Origin of the sequence: Aquabacterium sp. (genome assembly GCF_029946005.1) — a bacterium.
In the GTDB taxonomy this organism is placed as follows: Bacteria; Pseudomonadota; Gammaproteobacteria; order Burkholderiales; family Burkholderiaceae_C; genus Aquabacterium.
In genome coordinates, this window is the sequence record NZ_JAQSDR010000038.1 from 55,846 (window position 1) to 80,886 (window position 25,041).

Sequence of the window (25,041 nt, forward strand, 5' to 3'; positions counted from 1 at the left end):
AGAAAGCGAGCCCCCCATGGAAGAGCTGAACTTCAACGGCCGAGTGGCCATCGTGACGGGGGCGGGTGGCGGGCTGGGGCGCCAGCACGCGCTGGCCCTGGCCGCGCGCGGCGCCAAAGTGCTGGTCAACGACCTGGGCGACGGCGCCGGGCACTCTGCGGCGGCGCAGAAGGTGGTGGAAGAGATCCAGGCCGCGGGCGGCGAGGCCATGGCCAATGGCTGCTCGGTCACTGATTTTGTGGCGGTGCAGGCCATGGTGCAGCAGGTGCAGGATGCCTGGGGCCGGGTGGACGTGTTGATCAACAACGCGGGCATCTTGCGCGACAAGTCGTTTGCCAAGCTCGAGATGGATGACTTCCGGCTGGTGCTGGAGGTTCACCTGATGGGCGCGGTGCACTGCACCAAGGCCGTCTGGCCACTGATGACGGCGCAGAAGTACGGCCGCGTGGTGATGACCACCTCGTCCTCCGGCCTGTATGGCAACTTTGGGCAGGCCAACTACGGCGCCGCCAAGATGGCCTTGGTGGGCCTGATGCAGACCTTGTCCATCGAGGGCGCCAAGAACGACATCCGCGTGAACTGCCTGGCGCCAACGGCTGCCACGGCCATGACGGAAGGCCTGTTCCCCCCATCGATGCTGGGCCTGCTCAAGCCCGAGGCCGTGGTGCCTGCGATGCTGGTGTTGGCCCACGAGCGGGCACCAAACCGCACCATCCTGGAAGCTGGTGCAGGCACCTTCGCGGCGGCGCACATCGCGATGACGCCAGGCGTGTACCTGGGCATGGGCGGCGATGTGCCTGAGCAGTTGGCGCAACACCTCGCTGCCCTGGGGACCTTAGTCGGTGCCACGGTGCCGGGCAGTGGTGCCGACCAGGGGCGGCAGGAACTCACGCTGGCCATGGAGAAGGCCGCAGGGCTGGGCTGAAGCAAGCGCCGATCCTGCGATGATGGGCGCCGCATTCAACAGCAGGTCTCAACGAACTGGCTGCCCGTGATGTCAACCGGTCAATCAGGCCGACCTTGGATTACTCGGTGTGGGCCTTGATGTTGGCCTTGTCTTCCTTGTAGATTTCCTTGGCTTCTTGTTTGACGGCTTTGGCGTTGTTCTTGGCTTCGCGCTTGCAATCGCGGACGTCCTTGCTTTCAAGGCCCGAGGTCTTGCAATCGGCGACATCCAGGTCCTTGTTGACTTCGGCAATTTCCTTGCGGGCCTTGTACTCGGCTTTGCTCTCTGTCTTGAGGGCGCGCTTTTCTTGTTGCTGTGGTGTCAGTTCGGTCTGGCTGTTGGTGGGATGCACGGTGGGGTCTGCGGCCATGGCCGACAGGCTCAAAACGGCGGCGGCACTGGCGATGATGGCTTTGAGATTGGATGAACGCATGGATGTCTCTCCTTTGATGTCAGCCGACGACGTCGGTCTGCCCCCAAGTAGCAATCGGTGTTCCCGCAGCGGCCTTGCACCCATGTTTGACCGTGGTCAACCGCGTGGGGCCCAATTGGGCTACCGTGTGCTTTCAACAGGCAATGCGGGAACGGGACATGGAGTTCAAGGACTATTACGCCACGCTCGGCCTGGAGAGCACCGCCACCCAGGATGAGATCAAGCGCGCCTACCGCAAGCTGGCGCGCAAGTACCACCCGGATGTCAGCAAAGAGTCCGATGCCGAGGCGCGTTTCAAGGACCTGGCTGAAGCCTATGAGGCCTTGAACGACCCCCAGCGGCGCGCGGCCTACGACGAAGCCCGGGCTCGTCCCCAACGGGTCCCGATGCCTGATTTCGGCAGTGATCGCGGCTTTGATCCGAACGAGGGCATGAACCACAGTGATTTTTTTGAATCGCTGTTTGGCAAGGCAGCCCGCGGAGCGTCTTCCCCGCGCAGAAGGCGCGCCACCGCCGAGGACCACCACGCCAGGATCCTGATCGACCTGGAGGACGCCTACCACGGCGCACGCCGCACCATCTCGCTGCGCGTGCCGGTGGTGGATGCGCACGGCCAGGTCACGCTGCAGGAGCGCCAGCTGGAGGTCAACATCCCCAAGGGCGTGCGCGAGGGGCAGCATCTGCGCCTGGCAGGGCAGGGGTTGGCGGGTGAGCCAGGCGGTCCCGCCGGGGACCTGTACCTGGAAGTGGGTTTCAAGCCCCACGCGCATTACCGCGTCGATGGCCGAGACCTCTACCTGGACCTGCCCATCGCGCCCTGGGAGGCGGCCCTGGGGGCGACCGCGACCGTGCCCACGCCAGGTGGCCCGGTGCAACTGACCGTGCCAGCGGGTTCCTCATCGGGCCGCAAGCTGCGGCTCAAAGGGCGTGGCCTGCCCGGTGATCCGCCCGGCCACCTCTACGCCGTCGTCGGCATCACGGTGCCCCCTGCGGACACCCCGGCGTCCACTCAGGCGTATGAGGCACTGGCCCGGACCTTTCCGCACTTCAACCCACGCAGCGCTCTGGAGGCCTGATGATGACAAGCAGCAGCAACCCCATCCCCGTGGTCACCGGCGTCATTGTGGAAGAGGACATCCGCTTCACGCTGGAAGACTTGAGCCGCGCCTGCGGTGCCGACCATGCTCAGCTGATCGTGCTGGTGGACGAGGGCGTGTTGGAGCCCGGCGGCAGCGGACCGCAAGACTGGATGTTCAGCGGCGCGTCCCTGCGGCGCGCCCGTGCGGCATTGCGCATGAGCCGTGACTTGCAGTTGGGCGTGGAGGGCACGGCCTTGGTGCTGGACCTGTTGGACCAGATTGAAGATTTGCGCGCCCAGTTGCGGCGGCTGGGGTCTCAGAACCGGTGACTGGCGCTCAGCCAGGCGGTGGGGTTGCGCTGAGAGGTGTCAGACTCGGCGTGGCCGCCTTGGCTGCGCCAGGCCACTGACGCATCGAAGCGCCAGGCGGCTTGCTGAAAACGAAGGCCCACGCCGTGGCCCGCGATGTGCCGTTCGTTGGGTCCGGTCAGCCAAGGGCGCGCGTTCTTGGCCACCGAGCCGGCATCGTGGAACACGTAAGGCCCCCAGGCTCCCGCCGCGTAGCGCAACTCCACTTGGCCCACCCAGCCTCGATCGCCGTAGCCTTCGCCCACGGGGTAGGCCCGCACGCCAGCGGGGCCGCCCAGGCCGAAGCCTTCGGAAGAATCGAGGTTGTGGGTGGTCCATTGGGTGGACATGCGCACGAAAAGGCCCAGGTGCTTGGGCAGGGCTTGCAGGCGGGCCAGGTCGAGGTTGGCCTTGTCAAAGCGACCTTGCCGACGGGCTGTGCTGGCATCAGCGGCCCGCTGGGATCCGTCCAGGCGCAATTGGCCGGGGGTCCAGCTCAATGAGCCTCGGGTGATGCCGCCGCCACCGATGCTGTCGCGCCGGTCAAAGTCGAGGGCCACCGGCAAGGTCTGGCTGAACTTGTCGCTGCGCGTGCTCGCGGCATTCTGCTTGTCGGTCAGGGTCTTGTGCTGGTAGGTGGCGCTCACCGTCACGTTAGCGCCTTGTGATCGCAGCCAGGGGTAGCTCAGCCCCAGGCTGCTGACATCGGCCGTGCCATTGGCGCGCAAGGCCGCAAACTCCTGCCCCAGCTCATAGGCGGTGTGGGCATGGCCCACCTGCCCGCGCAGGCCGGAGGCCCCCAAGGGCAGGCTGTAGCCCAGCTGGCCGAACCACAGGCCTTGCGCCGTGACGATGCTGCGCAAGGTGGCCTGATCGCCCAGGCGGAAGGGGCTGTTGAGGTCCAGGTTCAAGCGCGCGCGGGTCTGGCCCGTGTAGCGGTTGCCGTGGTTGTCCAGGCCCAGTTCGACGTTGTAGGGCTGGGTGCGTTGAATGGACACGTCCAGGTCGCCGCTGCCCATCGTTTGGCCGGGGCGCAGGGTGGGGCTGGCCGTGATGCCGGGCTGGTCATTCAGGAGCAGGCTGGCACGTTCCAAGGGGGCGCTTTCGATCAAGGCGCCAGGACGAAGCGGGGCCAGGAAGGCTTGCGCCTGCGCGGTCAGCCTGGCGTCATCGCCCATGGCTCGCACCTCACCGTAGCGGCCCTCCACCACCTCAATGCGCAGCGTGCCATCGGTCAAGGCCTGGGGTGGCAGGAAGGCCCTGGCGAAGGGGTGGCCGTGGCGGCGGTAGTGCTGATTGACGGCCTCGACCAAAGCCCGCAGCTGTGCCATGTCGAAGGGCTTGCCGCTCACATCGCCCACCACGGCTTGCAGCGCCGAGTCAGAGAACACGGTGTTGCCCGAGAAGCGCACGGTCTGCAGCGAGACTTGCATCCCGCCCGGCAAGGTGGGCGCCAAGGCGGGCCCCTGGATGTCGATCGCGCGTGCCGGCTTGGGCGCGGAGGGGGCGGTGGGTTGCAGTTGCTGCAGCGTTTGCCCGGCATCGGGGGCCTGCTGGGCCAGGGCGGGCAGTGCTGCCAGAGCCCACAGTGTGTGCAGGAGTTTGAGCCTGCGCTTCATCATCATTTGCGCTCCTTGGTCTTGCGGTCACCCAGGGCCCCATCGGCCTGTGGCGGCAACTTGATGCCCCCGGCAATGACCGCCAGATTGGACAGGCTGGGCGTGCTCGAGCTGATGAAGTTCATGGGGATGGTGGCCGGGGTGCCCGGCGTGGTGATGGATGGGCCGACAGACACCGCCTGGACCGTGGTGACGGCCGCCTGCTGTTCGGGCGTTTGTGTGAACAGGCGTTGCAGGATGGTGAACATGCCGTCTTGGGCCGTGATCAGGTAGTTGCCGTTGCTCAGGTCGCCAGCGCTGATGGCGTAGTCCCCCACATCTTCGCCTGTGGTGCGGCTCAGGCTACCGCTGAGCGCATCGCTGCCCACCAGGCTGCCGGTGGTGATTTGGTAAGTCAAGGTGGGGTCGGTGTTGCCATAGGTCTTGCTTTGGGCATCTGCCGTGACCGTGATGGGGCGAGCAGCAATCGTCACTGTGCCCGCTTCGAGGCTGATGAGGTAGCCCTGTTGGCCAGAGTACAAGCCATCGGGGGTGACGGTGTAGCTGCCAACCTGCGTGGCGCCTTGGTAGTCGCCGTCATACACCACGGTGCCCAGCACTTGGCTCATGTCAGGCGCCTGCGAATAGCTCACGCCAGGAGCGCCGCTGTAGGCGGTGCCATCGTAGGTCTTGCTGGCGTTGTTCGCCGTCACGGTCAAGGCCGTCATGAAGGTCCGCAACAGGGGCGTGGTGTGCCCCTCGTACATCACCCAGCTGCTGTTGAAATCCCAGCCAGCGCTGGTGAAGTTGGCTCGCTGCTTCATCTCAGCGGTCGTCAGCCCCACGCTGCCATCGGCGCTGGTGCTTTGGCCCGACGTGCTCACATCCCAGAAGTTGTTGTTGGGCGCGCTGCTGTCGGCGAAGCCGGCCAGGCCGCCCACCGCCACGCCCGGGCTGCTCACCGCCCCGGTCGAGTAGCTGTTGACGAGCGTGCCCCCCAGGTGGCCCACCAGGCCGCCCACCTCCTCGCCGGTCGAGGTCACCGAGCCCGTGGCGTAGGTGTTGGCGATGAAGCTGTTGCTGTAGCCGGTGAGGCCGCCCACATAGCCCGGACCCGACACCGCACCCGTGGCGTAGCTGTTGAGCAGGTGGCCATTGTTCTGCCCGGTCAATCCACCCACCAGGATGCCGGTGCCCGTCACCGTGCCGGTGGCGTAGCTGTTGGTGACGATGTATTCGTTGATGCCAGCCAAGCCGCCCTGGTTGGCGTTGCCCGACACATTGCCCGTGGCGTGGCTGCCGTCGATCGTGCCGCGGTTCAGGCCCACCAGGCCGCCCGCCTGGTTGCCGGTGGAGGTGACCGTGCCGGAGGCGAAACTGTCGCGGATGTCGCCGTTGGTGTTGTAGCCCACCAGGCCACCCACGGCTTCTGCGCCCGTGACATTGCCCGACGCATGGCTGGAGTGGAGGCTGTAGGCAAAGTCGTTGTGGCCGACGAGGCCGCCCACGTAGAGGCCCGTGCCGGTCACATTGCCCAAGGCGTGATTGCGGAAGGAGTTGGTGCCGCCATTGGTCCAGCCCATCAAGCCGCCCACCATGCTGTGGCCGTTCACGGTGTTGGCGGCATGGCTGTCGTTCACGCGCATGGTGTTGTTCGCACCCACCAGCCCGCCGACCTGGTCATGCCCACTCACCTGGCCGCCAGTGGCGTAGCTGTTGTGCAACAGGCCCAACACGGCCTCGCCCATCAGGGGGCCCACCTGGTCGTTGCCAGTCACCTGCGCGTTGGTCAGGCCCACATTGCGAATCACCGCACCAAAGGCTTTGCCGATCAGGCCCAGGTTGTTGGACGCGGGGTTGTTGAAGGTGAGGTGGTCGATGGTGTGGCCCAGGCCGTCAAACTGCCCGGTGAAGGCGGTCGAGGCGTTGCCCACGGGCGTGAAGCCTTGCCCGCCGTTCCAGGCGGCGGTGGCGCTGGCATCGATGTCGCTGCCGAGCGCGTAGAAGCCGCTCAGGTTGCCCCCCATGCCTTGCAGGTCGGTGGCGGTGCTGCTGCCAGCATTGCCCAGGCTGTTGATGACCGTGTAGGCGTTGCCATTGATGGTGAGGAGGCCGCTGCCAGCGCGCCCCGCGAAATCCACCCGGCCCGCGAAGCCATTGGCCTCGCCCGGCGCGAAGCCCACTTTGACCGCGCCGTCGCCGTTGCCGCCATCGTTGCCATTGGTGGTGCCTGTGTTCATGACCAGGCTGGACGTGCCGCTGGCGGTCAACACCGCATTCAGGTTGATGTCGCGGGCGGCGGTCAGCGTCAATTCATGAGCCGACCAGCTCGCCGCGTCATTCACGTGGATGTCACCATGGCCAGCAGCGCCACCGCTGCTGCTTTCGATGGTGACGTTGGTGCTGGCCAGAAAGCCCGTCAGTTGCGCCCCGGTGATGTCCCCACCACTGGCCGCGATGGTGAAATCCTGCGGGTCGATCAGCCAGGTGCCGGTGTGGCCGTTGGCGGCCAGTGTGCTGACCTGCAGGTCAGCCGCCAAGGCCACGTGGGCGGCGCTGGTTTCCACAAAGCCGCCATCACCGCCATGCGGGGCGCTGGCATCCAGCGTGCCGCCGACCACCATGCGATCGGTGTCCATGCCGCCCATCAGGTAGATCTGGCCGGTCTCGCCACTGGCCAAGGTTTGCGCCTCGGTCACGCCGGTGTGGTTGATCACAGTGGTGGCCAGGTCACCGGCCGCTTTGGCGGTGAGATACACCAGCCCACCATCGGCCTTGATGGCCCCGCCCTGGGTGATCAGGGCATCCAGGGCCCCTTGCGACACCTGGATCTTCACGGGCCCACCCAGGTCCAGCGTGACCCGGCTGCCCGCGCCCATCAAGACCTGGCCTTGCCGGGCCACCAGGCTGCCGGTGTTGGTGATCCGGGCCGCGATCAAGGCGATGGTGCCCCCGTTGGCGGTGGTGATGCGCCCCTGGTTGACGATGGCGTTGCTGCTGGTGCCCGCAAACTGGTAGCGGCCCGCCATGAAGTCGGCGGTGCTCAGGCTCAGGGTCGACGCCACCAGGCCGCCCACATTCACCTGCGCGGTGGGCGTGAACAGCACGCCGTTGGGGTTGATGAGGAACACCAGGCCATTGGCGATCAGGGCCCCCTGGATCACCGACACGTCGGTGCCCAACACCCGGTTCAGGGCCACCGCGTTGGCGGACGGCTGGATGAAGTGAACCGTGTGCCCCAAGCCAATCGAAAAGCCCTGCCAGTCGGCGGCCATCGTGGCGCTGGTCTGGGTGATAGTCAGGGTGGTGCCATCGGTGGTCAGGCTGCCCGATCCGGTGATGATCTGCCCGCCCGTGGGCAAATCGGTGGCCGAGGCCGCAGCACAGGTCAACAGCGCGGCAGACGCGACCAAGGGTGTCAGTTTTTTCATCCCGCCATCCTCCGGCCGCGGGCGGGTGTCGGGTCTTCGGATAACGGCCCTTCAACGGGGTCACCTCTGCGCAGCCCTCCCGCCGTAGGGACATTGGGCGGCAGTTGGTTGACTGTCTGTGCGCTAGCGCACACAGTGTGCTGAAGGGCACAGGGCGACGAACGGCCGTGTGCGACCCTATACTGGTTTGGTCAGGATTCAACGCCTCAGCGAACCTTCCATCGACCATGGTTTGGCTGGCGCATGCCGTGCCGTCAAGGTCGCCATGCAAAGGCGCACCCTCAGGCCGATATTTCCTGGAGGACCGGATGACCCTGGCCGCCGATCCCCGACAGAACCGCTTGCTGGCAGCCTTGCCCGAGGCGGAATGGGTGCGTTGGCTTCCGCAGTTGGAGCTGGTCGACATGCCGCTGGGCAAGGTGCTTTACGAGCCAGGCACGCGGCTGAGCCACGTCTACTTTCCCACCGACTCGATCGTGTCCCTGCTGTATGTGATGGAAGACGGCGGGTCGGCCGAAATTGCCATGGTCGGGTTTGAGGGCATTGTGGGCATCTCGCTGTTCATGGGCGGAGAGTCCACGCCAAGTCGGGCCGTGGTGCAAAGCGCGGGGAAGGCGTTCAGGCTCCAGGCGGGGATGATGCTGCGCGAGTTCAACCGTGCGGGGCCGGTGTTGCACCTGCTGCTGCGGTACACGCAGGCGCTGATCACCCAGATGTCTCAAACGGCGGTGTGCAACCGCCACCATTCACTGGACCAGCAGTTGTGCCGCTGGTTGCTGCTGAGCCTGGACCGCCTGCCTTCGAATAAAATCTTCATGACGCAAGAGCTCATCGCCAACATGCTGGGCGTGCGGCGCGAGGGCGTGACCGAAGCGGCGGGCCGGCTGCAAAAAGCCGGCCTGATCAGCTATCAGCGGGGGCGGATTGCCGTGCTGGACCGACCGCGCCTGGAAGAGCGCACCTGTGAATGCTATGCCGTGGTCAAGACAGAGTACGACCGCTTGCTGCCCACCACCGTGGCCAACTGACAACCCCTCAATGTGCGGTGGCAGACAGACGCCACGCGAGGGCTTCCCTAGGCTTGTTCAACACGGCACCTCATGCCGATGATTCAACCCGGGAAGATCCACATGACCAGATCCATTTCACTTCGCCATCCCCATGCCATCTTGACCATGGCCGTGCTGGGGCCGTGTGCTCTGTTTTTGGCAGGATGCGCCAGCAAGCCCGGGCCCAAAGCCGAAATGGCGGTGGCCAACGCGGCGGTGCAACGTGCCAGCACCAGCGGCACCAATGAAGATGCCGCCGCGCAATTGCAGGTGGCCACGGGCAAGCTGGCCAGCGCACGGCAAGCCATGGCCGCCAAAGATTTCGAGCGGGCCAAGCAACTGGCCGAGCAGGCCCAGGTGGATGCGCAAGTGGCCGAACTGCACGCGCAGTCGGAGCGCTCGCGCAAGGCGGCCCAGGAGTCGCAAGACGCGGCCCGCGTGCTGCGCGACGAGATCAACCGAAACACGGTCCGTTGATCCACCCCATTCAAAAAATACAGGAGATTTCCATGAACATCCGATTGATTGCCTTGGCCGCCATCGCCGCCACCTTGACCGCCTGCGGCACCGCCCGTGAACCCAACAGCGCGCTGGAGCAGGCCCGCCAGAACTTCAACCTGGCGCAGCGCGATGCCCAGGTCATGGCGCTGGCCCCCGATGAACTCAAGCTGGCGCAAGACGCGCTGGCCGCTGCAGACCGAAGCTGGGCCGCAGGCGGCACGCTCTCGGCCGTGGACCACCTGGCCTACATGACCGCCCAGCGCGTGGTCATCGCGCAAGAAACCGCGTCGCACAAAGCCTCTGATGCCGTGGTGGCGGGCGCCGCCAGCGAGCGCGACAAAACACGCCTGGCCTTGCGCACCCAGGAGGCCGACATGGCCCAGCAAAAGCTGGCCTTGGCTCAGCAAAGCAATGCCCAGAAGAACATGGACCTGGCGCGTGGTCAGGCCAAGGTCAACAGCCTGGAGATGCAGCTCAAAGACCTCAATGCCAAACAGACCGACCGGGGCCTGGTGGTGACCTTGGGTGACGTGCTGTTCGACACCGGCGCCTCCAGGCTTCGCCCGGAAAGTGCGGGCCACATGGCCAAGCTGGCGGCCGTGTTCAAGACACCTCCGGCACGCCGGGCCTCGATCGAGGGCTACACCGACAGCACGGGCTCAAGCACGGCCAACCTGGCCTTGTCGCAGCGGCGTGCCGACGCGGTCTTGTCGGCCTTGCTGGAGCTGGGTGTTTCACCGGGCCTGCTGACCACGCGGGCGCATGGCCAAGAGCAACCTGCGGCCAGCAACAGCAACGCGGCAGGTCGGCAGATGAACCGGCGTGTGGAGATCGTGTTTGCCCAGCAGGCGGCTGACGCCCCTGTCAACTAGCCTGAACACGCGATGAACGCGCCTCGCACCAACTCGAACGTGGCGAGTGCACTGAGCCTGGTGGCGCAACTGCACCGCCAGACCGACCACATGCGTGCGGAACTGCGGCACCTGCGGCAGGACATGGCGCAGGTCAAGAACGAGTTCAACGAGACCCACGGCGCGCACATGCTGGAAGCCAATGAGAACTTGGTGATGGCCGTGTTGCACGCCGAAACGGTGGCCGAGACCGCGGTGAGCGACCTGGGCGAGCTGGCGTGTTCCAGCCAACGCGATGCCCTGCTGAGGTTGGCCATTGAATCGGCCAACATTGGTGAATGGGAGATGGACCTGAGCAGTGGCGCCATGATTCATTCGCTGCGGCATGACATGTGTTTTGGGCACCACGAGCGGCAACTCGAATGGAGTGTCGATGCCTTCCTGAAGCAGGTGCACCCGGATGACCGGGACGAAGTGGCGCAGGGGCTGGCCCAAGCCACCCGACAGTTGAGCGATTGGCAGGCGGTGTGCCGCGTGGTGTGGCCCGATGCCAGCACCCATTGGATCAGCATCCGTGGCGGGATCTTCCACGACAGCGGGCATCCCGCGCGCCTTCTGGGCATCATCACGGACGTGACCGAGGTCAGGCAGGCCGAAGCATCGCGCCATCAACTGGAAGGGCTGGCGCTTGAAAATCGCCAGATGCTGGAAGCCAGCAGGTTGAAGAGCCAGTTCATCTCCAACATGTCGCACGAGCTGCGAACGCCACTCAATGCCATCATCGGATTCAGCGACTTGCTGGTCATGGGCCTGGTGCCGGAGGGCTCGCCCAAACAGAAAGAGTACCTGGGCCACATTGGTGGCAGCGCCCGCCACCTCTTGCACCTCATCAACGATGTGCTGGACATGTCCAAGGTCGAATCCGGCAAGTTCGAGTTCTTCCCTGAGCCGGTGGACCTCCGGCAGCTGGTGTCCGAGCTGGGCGATGTCTTGCACACCGCCTTGCAGCGCAAATCCATCCAGTTCAACATGAAGATCGACGAGGCCGTGAAGGGTTTGGTCATTGATCCTGCCCGGCTCAAGCAAGTGCTCTACAACTACCTCTCCAACGCCATCAAGTTCACGCCTTCGGGCGGCCAAGTGACGGTGAGTGCCCACTCGGAAGGGCCTGATCAGTTCCGGCTTGAAATCGAGGACACCGGCATCGGCATTGCTCAAGACGACCTGCCCCGCTTGTTCGTGGATTTTCAACAGCTGGACGCTGGCTACAGCAAGCTGCACCAGGGAACGGGCCTGGGCTTGGCCTTGACGCGCCGCCTGGTGGAGGCCCAGGGCGGCAGCGTGGGCGCACGCAGCACCCTGGGTTTGGGCAGTGTGTTCCACGTGGTGCTCGACCGAGTGCACCCGGTCCATTCAGGGGGCGCCGCATGAGCTCGCCGCGTGTGCTGATCGTGGACGACAACGTGCTGAACATGGAGCTGGCGCGGGTGGTTCTGCAGGCCTCTGAGATCACTGTGGACTGTGCGGCCGATGCCAACCAGGCCGTGGACCAGATCACCGCGTTTGAACCTGATCTGATCCTGATGGACATCCAGATGCCCGGGATGGACGGCCTGGAGTTGATGCGCCGACTGAAGGCCTCGCCCCAAACCCAGGGCATCGTCGTGGTGGCCTTCACCGCCTACGCCATGAATGGCGACCAGGCCAAGATGCGCGAGGCCGGTTGCGATGGCTACATCGCCAAGCCCATTGACGTGGCGACCTTCACGGCCACGGTGCTGTCCTTCCTTGGGGCCCCGCAGAGGATTCGACATGCCTGAACGCAGTAACGACCATGGTCCCGTGACCGAAGCGGCCACCCCCACTCGACAGCGCCTTGCTTTAGCAGCGCAGGAACAAGGCGTACCATCGACCATCCCGCGTGGGCGGATCGTCACCGGACCCAACATGCCAAACGAGGCGCCAAGCACGAAAGCAATACTTGCGCAGTTGGCGGCCAACGGTGCCCATGCAGCGCAAGCGGCCAGCATTGCCGTGACCACCTGGACCGCCATGGATGTTGCCTTGTCGCCCATCATCGGGCAGCGCGGGTTTGCCGCGCTTTACAAGCGCAGCCTGCAGCTCACCCGGGTCGAGTTTCCGTGTTTGGCCACCGTGCAAGATAGCGTGCTGCAGCTGGCCGAGTTCTCGGTGCTGCATGCGGTGTTGGCCCAGCAATCCAGCGCCACCGCCGCGGCCGCGAGTGCGGCCTTGCTGGAAAACTTCTACGACATCCTGACCACGCTCATTGGCCGATCCCTCACGGACCGGCTGCTCAGACCCGTCTGCGAAACAACTTCAAGCGGTCAACCCGCACAGGACACCTCGCCATGAACACCCCCGGTAAAGCCATCATCACGCGCCTGCGCACCGGCGTGCCAGGATTGGACGAGGTGCTGGGCGGCGGGCTGCCCGAGTATTCGTTCAACGTGATTGCCGGCACCCCCGGCTGTGGCAAGACGACCCTGGCGCACCAGATGATGTTCGCCATGGCCACGCCTGAGCGGCCCGCGCTGTACTTCACCGTGCTGGGCGAGCCCCCCTTGAAGATGCTGCGCTACCAGCAGCAGTTTGATTTCTTTGACCTGGACAAGCTCAACCGCTCCATCCGTTTCGTCAACCTGGCGGATGACACCGCCACGGGCGATCTGGACAAGGTCCTGAACCGCATCGTGGCCGAAGTCGAGTCCCGCCAGCCCGGCCTGGTCTTCATCGACTCGTTCCGCTCGGTGGTCCTGGCCAGCCAGAGCCAAGGGCATTCCTTCATCAGCCTGCAGCACTTCATCCAGAACCTGGGTGTGCTGATGACGAGCTGGCAGGCGACCACCTTCCTGATTGGCGAGTACTTCACCGACAACGACCCCAACCCCATCTTCACCGTGGCCGATGGCCTGATCTGGTTGCGCCAAAGCGTGCAGCGCAACTCGGTGGTCCGCAAGATGGAGATCATGAAGATGCGTGGTCAGCCCACCGAACCGGGCCTGCACACCTTCCGCATCAACATGGCGGGCGTCCATGTTTTTGCGCCCCCGCCACTGGCCCAGGACCCACACCCGGAGCCTGTGGCTGGCGACAGCCCGCGCTTGCAAACCGGGTTGCCCGCGCTCGACGAGATGATGGGTGGGGGCCTGCCCAAAGGCTACTCCCTGCTGGTGGCCGGGCCTTCCGGCTCCGGCAAGAGCATCCTCGCGATGGCCTTCCTGGCCGAAGGTGCCCGCCAGGGCGAGACGGGTGTCATCGCGGCCTTCGAGCAGCGGCCCCACAACTCGCGTGGCGGCATCATGGCCGAGTTGATTGAAAGCGGCCGCGTGGGGGTGATCGACACCCGGGTGGGCGCCTTGTCGGTGGATGAGATCGCCTCCTTGCTCATCATCGAGATCCGCCGACTCAAGGCCACGCGGGTGGTCATCGATTCGCTGTCGGGGTTTGAGCTGGCCCTGGCCCCCACCTTCCGCGAAGACTTCCGGGAATCGCTGTCGCGCATGGTGGCCGCCTTGGCCAGCACGGGCGTCACCGTCTTGATGACCTCGGAGCTGGAAGATCGCTACGCCGACTTGCGCTTCAGCCCCTATGGCACGGCCTTCCTGACCGATGCCATCGTGTTGCAGCGCTATGTGGAGGTTGACAGCCGCCTGCAGCGCGTGATGGCGGTGGTCAAGGTGCGCGGCAGTGCGCACTCCAATGAGCTGCGCTCGTTCACGATCAACGACCAGGGCATCCAGGTCGGTGACATGCTGCTGGGCCAGGAAGGATTGCTGGGCGGCGCGCCAAGTCGCGGCTCCTTGTTTCCTGAGGCCCCCACCAGCCTGGGCCATGGTTGATTTTCCGGAAGCAGCCGGCCTGGCGGTCGATCCGCGTTTGCGCGATCTTCGCGAAGCCAATGCCCAATTGGTGATCGCGGCTTTGACCGCCCAGGAGTTGGAGGCCAAGGCCGAGCATGCCCACGCCCAGCAGATCCGTTTTTTGGCCATGGTGGCCCATGAGTTGCGCAACCCCTTGACGCCGATCCGCACCGTGGCCTTGCTGCTCAACCACGCGGGGCTGGACAAGTCTCAGCTCACGCGCCTGCAAGGCATCATCGAGCGGCAGGTGACCCACATCTCGCGGCTCATCGACGACTTGCTGGACGGCTCCAGGGTCAGCGCGGGCAAGTTTCAGCTCATGCGACAAGTCATGGGGTTGGCCGATGTGCTGGACGCCGCGGTGCAGATGTGCAAGCCGACCATGGACCAAAGGCGCCAGCGCCTGGTGGTGAGCCTGCCTGAGGGACCCGTCAGTGTCGATGGGGATGCCGTGCGCCTGACGCAAGTGTTCAGTAACCTGCTGGAGAACGCCTCCAAGTACACGCCCGACGAGGGTGAGATCCAGCTGACCATGGCGCAGCAGGGGGCCATGGTGGTGGTCAAGGTGTCCGACAACGGCATGGGCATCAGTGCCTCGGCCCTGCCTTACATCTTTGACCTGTTTGTGCAGGACACCACGGCGTCCGCCTTCGCCCAGACCAACCAGGGCTTGGGCATTGGTCTGGCGGTGGTGCGCGACCTGGTGGAGGCGCATGGCGGCACGGTCGCGGCCACCAGCCCGGGCCGCCACCTGGGAAGCGAGTTTGTCGTGATACTGCCGACCATTTGATTTCGCCCTGTGTGCGCTGGCGAACAGACAGTTTGAAAATAGGCTGGCGCGCATTAACTTCATATTCTGAAACTTGCCGCATCAGGCATCCAAGATGCGCCTTTGAACTGCGAATAGGTGCCCCCTCCGCTGGGCGCCAGATATACTCGCCGCGGCGGATCAATGTGATTCGTGCCTGTTTCGGATTGCGCATTTTTTGGCGACCGCCCCCCCATTGCTCATGCCACCGAGCAGTCATATACCCATGCCGTCCCGGCATGATGTTCTGCTGTGTGGTGCCCACCAGGAAATCCGATGAAACCCGTCAATGTGGCCTTTGACAATGTGCTCAAGGCGTCGCCCGATGCCTTCCTGAAATCCTGGATCGAGGAAGTGGCGCATTCCGGGGAAGGCCCCTCCGGGGCCAACCCCCGCGTCGCCCAAAACGAAGCCCGGGAACTGCTGACCGCACTGCAAGATGCGGTGCGCAACGATGCAGACCTGACCCAGTTTGGCAGTGATGCCTGGAGCAAGACGCGGGCCGTGCTGACCGAGTTGTCGCAATCCCGCGCTGCGCAGGGCGCCAGCGCTGGCGAAACCAGCTACTTCGTGATGGCCATCAAGAAGCCGCTCTTCGCCGGGCTGCAGCAATTGATTTCCACCGATCCGCAGCAGGTGTTCGACACCGTGTGGGCCGCCTCCACCCTGGTCGACAAAATGGCCCAGTGGACGGCCACCACCTACCAGCGCAGCCGCGAGCAAGTCATCAAGCGCCAGCAGCAGGAGCTGCTGGAGCTCTCCACCCCGGTGGTGAAATTGTGGGAAGGGGTGTTGGCGGCCCCCATGATTGGCACGCTCGATTCCAGCCGCACCCAGCTGGTGATGGAGTCCCTGCTACAGCGCATTGTCGAGACCGGGGCTGAGTTGGCGATCATCGACATCACCGGCGTGCCCACGGTTGACACGCTCGTGGCGCAGCACTTGCTCAAAACCGTCACCGCGATCCGCCTGATGGGCGCGGACTGCATCATCAGCGGTATCCGCCCGCAGATCGCCCAAACCATTGTCCATCTGGGCATCGACCTGCAAGGCATCACCACCAAGGCCACGCTGGCCGATGCCCTGTCGCTGGCGATGAAGCGGTCGGGCTGGATCGTTTCGCGCGCCCAAGGCTAGGTCGGCCATGGAACGCATACCCGTTTTGAAGATGGGCAAATGTTTGCTCGTCACGATCCAGGTGGATTTGCAAGATCAGATGGCGGTTCAACTCCAGGACGACCTGGCCGTGAAGATCTCGGCCAGCGGTGCCACCGGGGTGCTGATCGACATCTCCTCCTTGGAGATCGTGGACTCGTTCATCGGCCGAATGCTGATCAGCATCTCCGGCATTGCCGGGGTGTTGGGTGCCACGACGGTGGTGGTCGGCATGCAACCGGCCGTGGCCATCACACTGGTCGAGCTGGGCTTGTCGCTGGAGGGCGTGCGCACGGCCTTGAACGTCGAACGAGGCATGACACTGCTGCATCGCGCAGACGGGGGTGACCTTGAATGCTGAACCGGAAGATCTCACAGGCACCATCCCCATTGGGATAGACAGCGACATCGTCACGAGCCGGCAAATGGTGCGCAAACTGACGCGGCAGTTGATGTTCTCGCTGGTCGATCAGACAAAAATGATCACGGCGGCGAGCGAGCTGTCGCGCAATACCCTGGTGTACGGCGGGGGGGGCGAAATGCGCTGGGAGATCATCGAGCGAGACTCGATGTTGGGCCTGCGCTTGAGCTTCGAAGACCATGGTCCCGGGATTGCCGATGTGGCGCTGGCCCTCACCGATGGGTGGACCTCGGGCAAGGGCATGGGCATGGGCCTGTCCGGCAGCCGCAGGCTGGTCAACGAATTTGACTTGCGCACCGCCGTGGGCAAGGGAACCTGCGTCACCATCACGCGGTGGAAGACCTGACATGACGCCGCATCTCGATCTTCGTGTTGACGAGGCATCGCAGGTTGGCGAGGCTCGCCGAATGGCCTTGCGCTTGGCGGCAAGCCATGAGCTGGGCGAAGACATTGGTGGTCGCATCGCCCTGGTGGTGACCGAGTTGGGCACGAACCTGGTGCGCCATGCCAAGGCCGGGCGACTGCTGATCGCCTGTACCGCTGTTGAGGGCGGTGCCCATTTCGAGGTGATCTCGATCGACAGTGGCCCCGGCATGCACGACGTCAACCAATGCCTGCGTGACGGCTATTCAACTGGCGGCACGCCCGGCACGGGTCTGGGGGCGGTGCAGCGGCTCTCGACCGACTTCTCCGTGTTCTCCAAGCTGGATCAAGGCACGGTGATCCTGTCGCGCATCCGCATTCCCACCGGTGGCGCGGCGGCAAATCGTGCAGCGCTGCTCAACAGGCGGTTCTTGCACGCGGGCATCTGCCTGGCTGCGCCCGGCGAAGTGATCAGCGGCGACGCGTGGGACATCCGCTTCGAAGGTGACCATGCCTGCGTCATCGTCGCGGATGGGCTGGGGCATGGGCCCGAAGCTGCCGCTGCCGCGCAGGTGGCCATGGACGCGTTTCGTGCGGCCGATTTGGGCGATGGGTTCGGTTCCCCGAGCACCGTCCTGGAGCAGGCCCACCCCCTGATGCGCCAGACACGCGGTGCCGCCGTGTCGATCTGTGCGCTGGACTTGGCGGCCAACAAGGTGGTGGCCGCCGGGGCCGGCAATGTCTCGGGCCGAGTCATCTGCGGCCTGTCTGACCGATCGCTGCTCTCGCAGCATGGCACGCTGGGGCTGAGGATCAGAACCCTGCAAGACGCCAGCTACGCGTGGCCCGAGCACGCCTTGCTGGTGATGCACTCGGACGGCCTGAAGACGCGCTGGAGTTTGGACCAGGTGAGCGGCTTGCTCCGGTGCGATCCCGCCGTCATTGCCGCTTGGTTGGTGCGCGACCACACTCGGGGTTTGGATGACGTTTTGGTCGTCGTGGTCAAGCGAGCCTGACCATGGGCGACACCCTCAATGATTCACGCGAGGATGCCCTGGCAGCCTTGGCGGCAATGACGGTAGAGCTGGCGGAGCTTCGAGAGGAGCTGAACGAGACGAACACCGGGGTCGTGGCGCTGTATGCCGAACTGGACCATCAGGCCGAACAACTGCGGCTGGCATCCGAGCGCAGCGAATCCAAGTTCCACACGATTTACGCCCAGTCGCCCAGCGGCATCGTGCTGCTCGGTGACGATGGCACTGTGGTCGGGGCCAACCCCGCCATGCTCAAGCTCCTGCGGCGAGGCATGGCCGAGGTCGTTGGTCAAAAGTTGAGCAGCTTCAGTTTTCCAGAGTGGGTCGCACAGCTCGATGGTTTGTCGCCGCAAGGTGGAGCCGAGTGGCAAAACCAGGGGGTGCCGATGCGACTGCCTGGGGGCGGGCTGGTGCACCTGGAGTGGAGCGTGCTGTCTCAAATCGAGCCGGGCATCGCCATGGTGTTGGCCACCGACATCTCTGAACGGGTGGCGCTGGAGCATCAGCGTTTGCAGTTGCTCGACAGCGAACGTGTGGCGCGCGGCGAAGCCGAACAGGTCAGCCGGATGAAAGATGATTTCATCGCGGTGCTCTCACACGAGTTGCGAACACCGCTCAACGCGATCATGGGATGGACGCACGTGCTGATGAAGCGCGGTGGCACCGACGAGACCATGCGTGGCCTGGCGGTGATCAAGCGCAATGGCACCACGCAAGCGCGCATGATTTCCGACCTGCTCGACATGTCGCGCCTGAACATGGGCAAGTTGCCACTGTCGCTGTCGATGCTGGACCCCGCACAAGAGATCGATGCCGCCATCAGCGCGATGATGCCCGCGCTGGAAGACAAAGAGATCCGCCTGGATGTCATCGTGGCGCCGCCTTACCGTCCGATCCAGGCGGACGCGTCCAGGCTGCAGCAAGTGGTCTGGAACCTGCTCAGCAACGCCATCAAGTTTTCGCCTCGCGGCAGCACCGTGAGCGTCTCCTTGTTGGAGGTGGGCACGGGTTTGCGGATCCTGGTCACCGATTCGGGGCAAGGTATCTCGGCTGATTTTCTGCCCTTCGTGTTCGACCGATTTGCCCAAAGCGATGCGGCCAGCAACCGGCACCGAGGCGGCCTGGGCTTGGGTCTGTCGATCGCCAAGCAGTTGGTGGAAGCGCACGGCGGCGTGCTGTCCGTGCGCAGCGAAGGGCTTGGCCACGGCGCCACGTTCGAGGTGTGGCTGCCCACCGATCCGTGGTCGCTTGCCTCGTCTGGCTTGAATGCGGGCGACGACGAGCTGGACGTGTCGGCGGGCAGTGATGACTTGCCTTTGCGGCAGCTCAAAATCTTGATCGTTGACGATGACCCGGATGCCGTGGCCATGCTCCACATCATCCTGGGCGATCGGGGCGCCACTTTGCGTGCGGCCAGTCACGTGGATCAGGCGTTGGAGATGGTGGAGAGCTTCCGGCCTGACGTGTTGATCAGCGACATCGGCATGGTGGGCAAGGACGGGCACGACCTGATCCGGGAATTGCGCAGGCGCGAGTCACTGGGGCTGGCTTCAGCCGCCAACCCGCGCTTGCCCGCCATCGCCTTGACCTCGTTCGCGCGCGACAGCGATCGCCTTCAGGCGCTGGAGGCGGGTTTCGATGCCCATTGCCCCAAGCCCCTGCGCCCCTTGAATTTGATCCAGCAGATTGTGAGCTTGCTGCGCTGAGGTGGACAATGCGGCACCCGAAACCCAGCAATGCAAAGGACGATCGAAATGGGCGCGCAGTGGAAAGCAAAACACAAGGACCTGGCCTCCAACGCCAAAGGCAGGCTGTTTGGCAAGCTGTCCAAGGACATCATGATTGCCGCGCGCCATGGGGCTGACCCGGCGGCCAACTCGCGTTTGCGCCTGGTGGTGGAGCAGGCGCGCAAGGTTTCCATGCCCAAAGACACCCTGGACCGGGCCATCAAGAAGGGCGCCGGGCTCACGGGCGAGGCCGTTCACTTTGAACACGTCGTGTACGAAGGCTTTGCGCCGCACCGCGTGCCGGTCATGGTCGAGTGCCTGACCGACAACGTGAACCGCGCGGCCTCTGAAATGCGCGTGCTGTTCCGCAAGGGGCAGTTGGGCACCTCAGGTTCGGTGGCTTGGGATTTTGACCACGTTGGCATGATCGAGGCCGAGCCGACCAAGCCGGGGGCCGATCCCGAAGTGGCCGCCATCGAAGCCGGGGCGCAGGATGTGGAGCCTGGTGAAGATGACGGCGCCACCGTCTTCCTGACCGACCCGACGGACCTGGATCTGGTCAGCCGCGCCTTGCCCGCGCAGGGCTTCACGGTGCTTTCGGCCAAGCTGGGCTACAAGCCCAAGAACCCCGTCGATCCTGCCAGCCTGAGCGCGGCCGACCTGGAAGAGGTAGAGGCCTTCCTGGCCGCGCTGGACGCCAACGAAGACGTGCAGAACGTGTTCGCGGGTCTGGCGGGCTGAGCCCTGTTGTCAGCGCCGGATCAAGGTCAACCCGATCAGGCGTGACACCACGGCGGCCAGGTACATCACGCCGGTGAACATCTCGATGCTGGCCAGCGCCCGCGCGGGTGGCCTGACCGGGATCACATCCCCGATGCCTGTGCTGGACAGCAGCGCGAAGCTCAGGAACATCAGCTCGGTCCAACTGCGGGGTTGCTCGGGGTTGACCGCGGCCAGGAAGCTGCCCGGCTGCAAAACCTGCAGCATCACCAACAAGTAGGTGAAGCCCCAGACCAACAGGGTGAAGGTGGCGCCCGCCGCGAACAGCTCGTCGGTCGTGGCGTGCATGTCCTCCATCATGTAGGCGATCAGACTGCCGGCCGCGTAGAAATAGAACATGGCCTCCAGCCCGGCTGACCAGGGCAGCAGCCAGGCCATGTCGTCGCGCAGGGCCTGCAAGGCCAGCATGGCGATGGCCGGCAGGGCGATGCAGACGCTGATCCAGGTCAGGCCTGGCGTGCGGCGCACCATGCGCGTGGTGATGATCAGCACGCAGATGCCGAAGGCGCCCAGGGCGATGGGTGCGCCCGGGGTCTCCTCCAGGAAGGGGTAGAGCAACAGGCCCGCCAGTTGCACCACCAGCAAGATGGCTGAGGGGTGGCGGCGTGTCAGTCTGAGCAAGTTGGCGTAGTGCATGCGCGCATTCTGCATGGCAGCGCAGTGCACCCGGGCTTCAAACGCCTCAGGTGCGCAATTTGCCCACGGACACGATCGGGCCTGTGGGCGCGCCGGTGGGCGAGCCGCCGAGGGGCTCCACGCTCACCGCCAAGGCTTCGGTGTTGTTCAAGAGCCGAGCCTGCAACACGGTGGTGGTGCGGTCGGCGGCCACGACGCCCAGTGAGCGCGGCGCGCCCTTGGCGGGCACGGACCACAACTCCAGCGCGCGCTGAGGCTGCAGTGCCACGCCGTTCACGGGCTTGAGCACCAGGCTGGCACCATCGGCGCTCACGCTGGCCACGAAGCTGGCCGGGCCGGCCTCACCACCCATCACCACGAGCAAGGGCGGTGCTTGTGTTGAAGGCGTGGCCAGCAGCAGTGACAAGGTCAGGATGGCGGCACCCAATGCGCCGGTGAGGCCTTGCCACAGGCCCAGGCGTTGCCACCAAGGTTGGGCGGCCGATGCTGGGAACAGCCGCGTTTCAATGGACCGCCACACGCGCGGCGGGGGCGCTTGCTCGGTGATGGGCTCTTCCAGCATCGCGAGTCGGCGCTGCCAGTCGGCCACCGAGGCGCGCATGCGCGGGTGGGCCAGCAGCAGGGTCTCGAAGCGCCTTCGGGCCGGGCCCCGCAGGGTGCCCAGAACATACTCGGCGGCCAGGCGGTCAGACAGGGAGGGGCGGGCGTAGTCCATGTCAGCGCAGGGCCGCGGAGGCCCGCTCCAGGCAGTCTTTCAGGGCAGACAGGCCACGGCGCACCCAGCTCTTGACCGTGCCCAGCGGTTGCACCAGGTGCTGCGACACTTCCGCGTGCGACATGCCTTGGTAGTAGGCCAGGGCCAGGCTTTGACGTTGCTCGTGCGACAAACCCTGCATGCAGTGCGCCAGCTGGCGCTGTTCGGCGGCTTGTTCCAGCAAGGCCAGGGGGCCCAGTTGCTCCGAGGGCAGTTTGTCCAGGGGGCTGACTTCCTCCCCATCGACCCCCACATGGGCCGTCACGGTTTGCGGCGAGGTCTGGGTGCGGCGCAGGCTGTCGATCGCCCGGTTGCGCGCGATGCTGCGCAGCCAGGTCAAAGGCTGGCTCAGCGTGGGGTTGAAAGATTGCGCGGCGCGCCAGACATTCACGTAGACCTCCTGAAGCACATCTTCTGCAGCGCTTCTGTCAGCCTGTATACGCAGCACGACGCCAAACAGACGCGATGAGGTGAGGCGGTAAAGCGTGGCAAATGCCGCACGATCGCCCAGTGCGACGTGGCTGAGCAGCCGCGCCAGTTCCTGGGTGGCGGCCTCTGTCTCTGGAGAGGAGGGGGAGATCATGTGTGCACGATAGCGCTAAAAACCCGGGATCCCAACGGGCAGTGTGGTGTCGAACACGCGTTCAATCAGCCAGACGGTGGCCATGAAGGCGATCAGCAGGGAGCCGCCGCCCACGAACACCCAGCGGTACAGCGGCGTGCGGCGCAGCAGGCCGATGATGGGCAAGGTCACCGCCACCAGCGCCAGCTGCCCCAGTTCGACCCCGAGGTTGAAGCCGAGCAGTGGCACGGCCAGGTCACCGCCCGACAAGCCCAGATCCTGCATGGCCCCCGCGAAACCGAAACCGTGCACCAGGCCGAAGCCGAACACCACGGTCCAGCGGGGCGCGCGCAGCAGGGGCAGCATGTTGTCGAGCGCGGCCAGCAGCACGCTGAGCGCGATCAGGGATTCAACCCAGCGCGAGGGCGGCGACAAGACCCCGAAAGCAGCCAGCCCCAAGGTGATGGAGTGGGCCACCGTGAAGGCGGTGACCAGGCGCAGCACTTCCGTGGCCGAGCCGCCCCAGCTTGGGCGAGGCTGCCAGCCGGCCATCGGCGGGTACCAGCGCGCGGGCCCCGGGCGTTGCCACACCGAGACCAGCAGCAGCGACATCAGGAACAGGATGTGGTCGGTGCCGATCGCGATGTGGTGCATGCCGTCCAGGATGAAGCGCCACAGGCTGGGCCAGAACGATGGCGGCGAGCTGCCGTGAAAAGTCAATGTTTGCGTGGGCCGGGGCGTGCCCAGCACCACGGCGCGGGTGTCGCCCAGTGAGGCGGTCAAGCGCACGATGCCCCGGTGCGTCGGGTCGGTCAGGGCGAAGAGGCGGTAATCGATGTCCAGGCTCTGCCAGGCGTGCCCGGTGGCCAAAGGGCATTGGGCGGTCCAGCGCAAGACCGCGTAGCGGCCGTCGGTGTGGGTGTCGATCTGTGGTTCGGCCGGTGGTTCGGCCATGGGCGTGCAATCCTGGCCGTCATGGCGCAAACGCAAGGTCGGTCGGGCAAAGTTCATCAGCTCTGACCAGCGGGGCCGCACTTCGCCCCAGGTGAGCAGGCCATCGTCGTCGCGGTCCAACCCCAACTCGGTGTCCAGGTCACGCAGGGCAATGTGCCAGCTCACGTCCACGCGGCCAGCGTCCTGCGGGGTCAGGGTGAGGTAGCTGTCGCTGGGCTTGTGGGCTTGAGCCAGGCCTCCCAAGAGCAGCAAGGCCAAAGCCAGCAGCAAGAGTTTGAGCTTGAAGTTTTTCATCGCAGCCAGGGTTTCAAGCGCTGGTCGGACCAGCCTGCCTGGGCGATGAAATCGCGCACGGGCTGGGCGGCGGCGTCTTGCCGGGCAGCGCGGGCGGCTTCCAGCAAGATGCGCGCATCGGCGGGTTCTTTCTGCACGGCCCAGTTGGCCTGGGCCAGCTGCAAGGCGGTGTCGGGGCGCTGGAGCAGGTGCAAGGCAAAGCGCGCTTCTTCGCGGCGGTGCACCTCGTCGCCCCGTTCGTGCGCGGCGTGGAAGCGGGCGCGCAGGGCTTGCACGGTGGCGTCCAGGCGCGGCGCGTCCTTGGTCTGGGCATAGGCCAGGGCCAGGCGCAGCAGCAGGCCGTCGTTGCGTTGCAGTTTTTCAAGGCGCTTGATCACCTCGCTGGCCTGGCCCTGGTCCAGCAGGAAGTCGGCGTAAGCCCCTTCGGTGTAGGCGTCTGGCGCGGTGACGAGCAAGCGCTGGTACAAAGTTTGGGCTTCATCGCGGCGGCCCAGGCGTTCGGCCAGCTCGGCCTGGATCAGGTTCAACCAGGGATGCAGGTCGGGTGGGGCCTGGCGGGTCAAGGCCTGCAGGGAGAGCCTGGCGGGTGCGCCTTGTCCTTGCAGGCTGGACAGCTCCAGCAGGCAAGCCTGGCCGTGCCAAGCGGCGCCGATGCCGATCAGGGCTTCGCACGAGGTCTTGGCCTCTTTGTAGCGGCCGGTCACTTGCAGTATGGAAGCGCGCGTCAGCCAGGCTTGGGCATTCGAGCGGTCTTGCCTCAGCACCGCCTCCAGATCGCGCAAGGCGGGTTCGAAATCATGCTGGTTCTGCAAGATGGTGGCGCGAAGCAGGCGGATGGGCAGGGGCGGCGCGGGCAGGCTCCACCAGGCTTGCAGGGCGCCTTGGGCCTGGCCCATCCAGCGGGGATCGCCATCGCGGCGGGATATCTCGATGGCTTGGTGCGCCAGCCGTGCGGCCAGCGCAGCGTCGTTGGGGTTCTGTCGGGCCTGGGTGCGCAGGCTGCGCCAGGTGCGTTCTTCGTCCGGCAAGGGGCGGTCGCGCAGGGTTTCGATCACCTCGCTGTCGGCCTGGGGTGTGAAAGGGGCGCCATGGGCCCTGCCCGCCACCAAGGTGACGAGCAAGAACGCCATGAGCAACCCCCTTCTCATGCGCGGCCGATCAGTTCACCACGGTGGGCTCGGCCGAGTCGTCGGATGCCAGCATCTCTGGCACGACGACCGGCTCCAGCACGTCCGAGGTGGCCGTGGGCACAGCGGACAGATCGCTGACGTACAGGGTGGCCACATCGGGCGAGTTGGCCGCCGCCGGCGGCACTTGCGCGGTGACGTCGGCAGGCGTGGTGGAGGGGATGTTGGGATCATCACCACCCCCGCACGCCACCAGCACGGTGGACAGTACGGCGGCCAGTAGCAGGTTGGGCAGGCGTGTCATGTCAGG

General features: G+C 65.3%; 26 protein-coding genes. 17 read left to right on the forward strand and 9 right to left on the reverse strand.

Features of this window, described 5'->3' with window-relative positions; translation table 11 throughout:
• Window positions 1–16 precede the first annotated feature (16 nt).
• Window positions 17–925: an SDR family NAD(P)-dependent oxidoreductase gene (locus PSV38_RS18520; protein ID WP_300550104.1), complete on the forward strand. Its 909-nt coding sequence runs from the start codon at window positions 17–19 to the stop codon at window positions 923–925.
• A 100-nt stretch (window positions 926–1,025) separates the two neighbouring features.
• Here PSV38_RS18520 and PSV38_RS18525 read toward each other — a convergent pair whose 3' ends face one another.
• Window positions 1,026–1,379 carry a hypothetical protein gene (locus tag PSV38_RS18525; protein WP_300550106.1) on the reverse strand — a complete coding sequence of 118 codons (354 nt, stop codon included), beginning with the start codon at window positions 1,377–1,379 and terminating at the stop codon, window positions 1,026–1,028.
• A 158-nt stretch (window positions 1,380–1,537) separates the two neighbouring features.
• Between PSV38_RS18525 and PSV38_RS18530 the strand changes: the two genes are divergently transcribed.
• Window positions 1,538–2,455 (forward strand): DnaJ C-terminal domain-containing protein, encoded by a 918-nt coding sequence (locus PSV38_RS18530; RefSeq protein ID WP_300550109.1) that lies wholly within the window; start codon window positions 1,538–1,540, stop codon window positions 2,453–2,455.
• Window positions 2,456–2,457: 2 nt separating this feature from the next.
• Window positions 2,458–2,787: a chaperone modulator CbpM gene (locus tag PSV38_RS18535; protein WP_300550111.1), complete on the forward strand. Its 330-nt coding sequence runs from the start codon at window positions 2,458–2,460 to the stop codon at window positions 2,785–2,787.
• On the opposite strand, the gene PSV38_RS18540 is transcribed toward PSV38_RS18535, so the two are convergent.
• Both PSV38_RS18540 and PSV38_RS18545 read right to left on the reverse strand, forming a co-directional pair.
• Window positions 2,775–4,430 (reverse strand): ShlB/FhaC/HecB family hemolysin secretion/activation protein, encoded by a 1,656-nt coding sequence (locus PSV38_RS18540; protein ID WP_300550114.1) that lies wholly within the window; start codon window positions 4,428–4,430, stop codon window positions 2,775–2,777. The two genes, PSV38_RS18535 and PSV38_RS18540, sit on opposite strands and share 13 nt — an antisense overlap.
• A complete protein-coding gene (locus PSV38_RS18545; protein WP_300550116.1) occupies window positions 4,427–7,834 on the reverse strand; it encodes a GLUG motif-containing protein in 3,408 nt (1,135 codons plus the stop codon). Before PSV38_RS18545 ends, PSV38_RS18540 begins: the two co-directional genes overlap by 4 nt.
• Window positions 7,835–8,142: 308 nt before the next feature.
• Between PSV38_RS18545 and PSV38_RS18550 the strand changes: the two genes are divergently transcribed.
• From PSV38_RS18550 to PSV38_RS18615, 14 genes are all read left to right on the forward strand, one after another.
• The gene (locus PSV38_RS18550) at window positions 8,143–8,862 is read left to right on the forward strand and encodes a Crp/Fnr family transcriptional regulator (protein ID WP_300550118.1); all 720 of its coding nucleotides are present in this window, start codon (window positions 8,143–8,145) and stop codon (window positions 8,860–8,862) included.
• A gap of 102 nt (window positions 8,863–8,964) precedes the next feature.
• Window positions 8,965–9,360 (forward strand): DUF4398 domain-containing protein, encoded by a 396-nt coding sequence (locus PSV38_RS18555; RefSeq protein ID WP_300550120.1) that lies wholly within the window; start codon window positions 8,965–8,967, stop codon window positions 9,358–9,360.
• A 32-nt stretch (window positions 9,361–9,392) separates the two neighbouring features.
• Window positions 9,393–10,256: an OmpA family protein gene (locus tag PSV38_RS18560; RefSeq protein ID WP_300550123.1), complete on the forward strand. Its 864-nt coding sequence runs from the start codon at window positions 9,393–9,395 to the stop codon at window positions 10,254–10,256.
• Between the two features lie 12 nt (window positions 10,257–10,268).
• Window positions 10,269–11,666: a PAS domain-containing hybrid sensor histidine kinase/response regulator gene (locus PSV38_RS18565; protein WP_300550125.1), complete on the forward strand. Its 1,398-nt coding sequence runs from the start codon at window positions 10,269–10,271 to the stop codon at window positions 11,664–11,666.
• Entirely contained in the window at window positions 11,663–12,055 is a 393-nt protein-coding gene (locus PSV38_RS18570; protein WP_300550127.1) for a response regulator, read from the forward strand. Before PSV38_RS18565 ends, PSV38_RS18570 begins: the two co-directional genes overlap by 4 nt.
• Complete coding sequence (locus tag PSV38_RS18575) at window positions 12,048–12,608, forward strand: hypothetical protein (RefSeq protein ID WP_300550129.1); 561 nt, start codon at window positions 12,048–12,050, stop codon at window positions 12,606–12,608. The genes PSV38_RS18570 and PSV38_RS18575 overlap by 8 nt, the downstream gene beginning before the upstream one ends.
• Window positions 12,605–14,095 carry an ATPase domain-containing protein gene (locus PSV38_RS18580; RefSeq protein ID WP_300550132.1) on the forward strand — a complete coding sequence of 497 codons (1,491 nt, stop codon included), beginning with the start codon at window positions 12,605–12,607 and terminating at the stop codon, window positions 14,093–14,095. Before PSV38_RS18575 ends, PSV38_RS18580 begins: the two co-directional genes overlap by 4 nt.
• Window positions 14,088–14,906, forward strand: coding sequence for a HAMP domain-containing sensor histidine kinase (locus PSV38_RS18585; protein ID WP_300550135.1), 819 nt, complete (start codon window positions 14,088–14,090; stop codon window positions 14,904–14,906). The genes PSV38_RS18580 and PSV38_RS18585 overlap by 8 nt, the downstream gene beginning before the upstream one ends.
• A 294-nt stretch (window positions 14,907–15,200) precedes the next feature.
• Window positions 15,201–16,061 carry an STAS domain-containing protein gene (locus PSV38_RS18590; protein WP_300550137.1) on the forward strand — a complete coding sequence of 287 codons (861 nt, stop codon included), beginning with the start codon at window positions 15,201–15,203 and terminating at the stop codon, window positions 16,059–16,061.
• Between the two features lie 7 nt (window positions 16,062–16,068).
• On the forward strand, window positions 16,069–16,440 hold the full coding sequence (locus PSV38_RS18595) for an STAS domain-containing protein (RefSeq protein ID WP_300550139.1): 372 nt from the start codon (window positions 16,069–16,071) through the stop codon (window positions 16,438–16,440).
• 64 nt (window positions 16,441–16,504) lie between these two features.
• Window positions 16,505–16,846, forward strand: coding sequence for an anti-sigma regulatory factor (locus PSV38_RS18600; protein ID WP_300550142.1), 342 nt, complete (start codon window positions 16,505–16,507; stop codon window positions 16,844–16,846).
• 1 nt (window position 16,847) lies between these two features.
• Window positions 16,848–17,879, forward strand: a complete 1,032-nt coding sequence (locus PSV38_RS18605) for an ATP-binding protein (RefSeq protein WP_300550144.1) — start codon at window positions 16,848–16,850, stop codon at window positions 17,877–17,879.
• 2 nt (window positions 17,880–17,881) lie between these two features.
• Window positions 17,882–19,603, forward strand: a complete 1,722-nt coding sequence (locus PSV38_RS18610; protein WP_300550146.1) for a PAS domain-containing hybrid sensor histidine kinase/response regulator — start codon at window positions 17,882–17,884, stop codon at window positions 19,601–19,603.
• Between the two features lie 48 nt (window positions 19,604–19,651).
• The gene (locus PSV38_RS18615; protein ID WP_300550268.1) at window positions 19,652–20,365 is read left to right on the forward strand and encodes a YebC/PmpR family DNA-binding transcriptional regulator; all 714 of its coding nucleotides are present in this window, start codon (window positions 19,652–19,654) and stop codon (window positions 20,363–20,365) included.
• Between the two features lie 9 nt (window positions 20,366–20,374).
• On the opposite strand, the gene PSV38_RS18620 is transcribed toward PSV38_RS18615, so the two are convergent.
• Genes PSV38_RS18620 through PSV38_RS18645 form a run of 6 tightly spaced genes read right to left on the reverse strand, consistent with a single transcriptional unit; the run spans window position 20,375 to window position 25,035 of the window.
• The gene (locus tag PSV38_RS18620) at window positions 20,375–21,040 is read right to left on the reverse strand and encodes an ion channel (protein ID WP_300550148.1); all 666 of its coding nucleotides are present in this window, start codon (window positions 21,038–21,040) and stop codon (window positions 20,375–20,377) included.
• A 46-nt stretch (window positions 21,041–21,086) separates the two neighbouring features.
• The gene (locus PSV38_RS18625; protein WP_300550149.1) at window positions 21,087–21,755 is read right to left on the reverse strand and encodes an anti-sigma factor; all 669 of its coding nucleotides are present in this window, start codon (window positions 21,753–21,755) and stop codon (window positions 21,087–21,089) included.
• A 1-nt stretch (window position 21,756) separates the two neighbouring features.
• Window positions 21,757–22,377, reverse strand: coding sequence for a sigma-70 family RNA polymerase sigma factor (locus tag PSV38_RS18630; RefSeq protein ID WP_300550151.1), 621 nt, complete (start codon window positions 22,375–22,377; stop codon window positions 21,757–21,759).
• A gap of 15 nt (window positions 22,378–22,392) precedes the next feature.
• A complete protein-coding gene (locus PSV38_RS18635) occupies window positions 22,393–23,604 on the reverse strand; it encodes a HupE/UreJ family protein (RefSeq protein WP_300550153.1) in 1,212 nt (403 codons plus the stop codon).
• A complete protein-coding gene (locus PSV38_RS18640) occupies window positions 23,601–24,734 on the reverse strand; it encodes a hypothetical protein (RefSeq protein ID WP_300550156.1) in 1,134 nt (377 codons plus the stop codon). The genes PSV38_RS18635 and PSV38_RS18640 overlap by 4 nt, the downstream gene beginning before the upstream one ends.
• Before the next feature lie 28 nt (window positions 24,735–24,762).
• Complete coding sequence (locus PSV38_RS18645; protein WP_300550158.1) at window positions 24,763–25,035, reverse strand: hypothetical protein; 273 nt, start codon at window positions 25,033–25,035, stop codon at window positions 24,763–24,765.
• Window positions 25,036–25,041 lie beyond the last annotated feature (6 nt).

Excerpts from the sequence above, each read along its gene's own strand:
- PSV38_RS18590 (WP_300550137.1), top strand. The coding sequence starts at position 15,201 with ATGAAACCCGTCAATGTGGCCTTTGACAATGTGCTCAAGGCGTCGCCC.
- PSV38_RS18545 (WP_300550116.1), bottom strand. The coding sequence starts at position 7,834 with ATGAAAAAACTGACACCCTTGGTCGCGTCTGCCGCGCTGTTGACCTGT.
- PSV38_RS18600 (WP_300550142.1), top strand. The coding sequence starts at position 16,505 with ATGGTGCGCAAACTGACGCGGCAGTTGATGTTCTCGCTGGTCGATCAG.
- PSV38_RS18560 (WP_300550123.1), top strand. The coding sequence starts at position 9,393 with ATGAACATCCGATTGATTGCCTTGGCCGCCATCGCCGCCACCTTGACC.
- PSV38_RS18645 (WP_300550158.1), bottom strand. The coding sequence starts at position 25,035 with ATGACACGCCTGCCCAACCTGCTACTGGCCGCCGTACTGTCCACCGTG.
- PSV38_RS18575 (WP_300550129.1), top strand. The coding sequence starts at position 12,048 with ATGCCTGAACGCAGTAACGACCATGGTCCCGTGACCGAAGCGGCCACC.
- PSV38_RS18640 (WP_300550156.1), bottom strand. The coding sequence starts at position 24,734 with ATGGCGTTCTTGCTCGTCACCTTGGTGGCGGGCAGGGCCCATGGCGCC.
- PSV38_RS18535 (WP_300550111.1), top strand. The coding sequence starts at position 2,458 with ATGACAAGCAGCAGCAACCCCATCCCCGTGGTCACCGGCGTCATTGTG.
- PSV38_RS18530 (WP_300550109.1), top strand. The coding sequence starts at position 1,538 with ATGGAGTTCAAGGACTATTACGCCACGCTCGGCCTGGAGAGCACCGCC.
- PSV38_RS18525 (WP_300550106.1), bottom strand. The coding sequence starts at position 1,379 with ATGCGTTCATCCAATCTCAAAGCCATCATCGCCAGTGCCGCCGCCGTT.
- PSV38_RS18585 (WP_300550135.1), top strand. The coding sequence starts at position 14,088 with ATGGTTGATTTTCCGGAAGCAGCCGGCCTGGCGGTCGATCCGCGTTTG.
- PSV38_RS18520 (WP_300550104.1), top strand. The coding sequence starts at position 17 with ATGGAAGAGCTGAACTTCAACGGCCGAGTGGCCATCGTGACGGGGGCG.
- PSV38_RS18630 (WP_300550151.1), bottom strand. The coding sequence starts at position 22,377 with ATGATCTCCCCCTCCTCTCCAGAGACAGAGGCCGCCACCCAGGAACTG.
- PSV38_RS18625 (WP_300550149.1), bottom strand. The coding sequence starts at position 21,755 with ATGGACTACGCCCGCCCCTCCCTGTCTGACCGCCTGGCCGCCGAGTAT.
- PSV38_RS18550 (WP_300550118.1), top strand. The coding sequence starts at position 8,143 with ATGACCCTGGCCGCCGATCCCCGACAGAACCGCTTGCTGGCAGCCTTG.
- PSV38_RS18570 (WP_300550127.1), top strand. The coding sequence starts at position 11,663 with ATGAGCTCGCCGCGTGTGCTGATCGTGGACGACAACGTGCTGAACATG.
- PSV38_RS18555 (WP_300550120.1), top strand. The coding sequence starts at position 8,965 with ATGACCAGATCCATTTCACTTCGCCATCCCCATGCCATCTTGACCATG.
- PSV38_RS18595 (WP_300550139.1), top strand. The coding sequence starts at position 16,069 with ATGGAACGCATACCCGTTTTGAAGATGGGCAAATGTTTGCTCGTCACG.
- PSV38_RS18615 (WP_300550268.1), top strand. The coding sequence starts at position 19,652 with ATGGGCGCGCAGTGGAAAGCAAAACACAAGGACCTGGCCTCCAACGCC.
- PSV38_RS18620 (WP_300550148.1), bottom strand. The coding sequence starts at position 21,040 with ATGCACTACGCCAACTTGCTCAGACTGACACGCCGCCACCCCTCAGCC.
- PSV38_RS18610 (WP_300550146.1), top strand. The coding sequence starts at position 17,882 with ATGGGCGACACCCTCAATGATTCACGCGAGGATGCCCTGGCAGCCTTG.
- PSV38_RS18580 (WP_300550132.1), top strand. The coding sequence starts at position 12,605 with ATGAACACCCCCGGTAAAGCCATCATCACGCGCCTGCGCACCGGCGTG.
- PSV38_RS18635 (WP_300550153.1), bottom strand. The coding sequence starts at position 23,604 with ATGAAAAACTTCAAGCTCAAACTCTTGCTGCTGGCTTTGGCCTTGCTG.
- PSV38_RS18565 (WP_300550125.1), top strand. The coding sequence starts at position 10,269 with ATGAACGCGCCTCGCACCAACTCGAACGTGGCGAGTGCACTGAGCCTG.
- PSV38_RS18540 (WP_300550114.1), bottom strand. The coding sequence starts at position 4,430 with ATGATGATGAAGCGCAGGCTCAAACTCCTGCACACACTGTGGGCTCTG.
- PSV38_RS18605 (WP_300550144.1), top strand. The coding sequence starts at position 16,848 with ATGACGCCGCATCTCGATCTTCGTGTTGACGAGGCATCGCAGGTTGGC.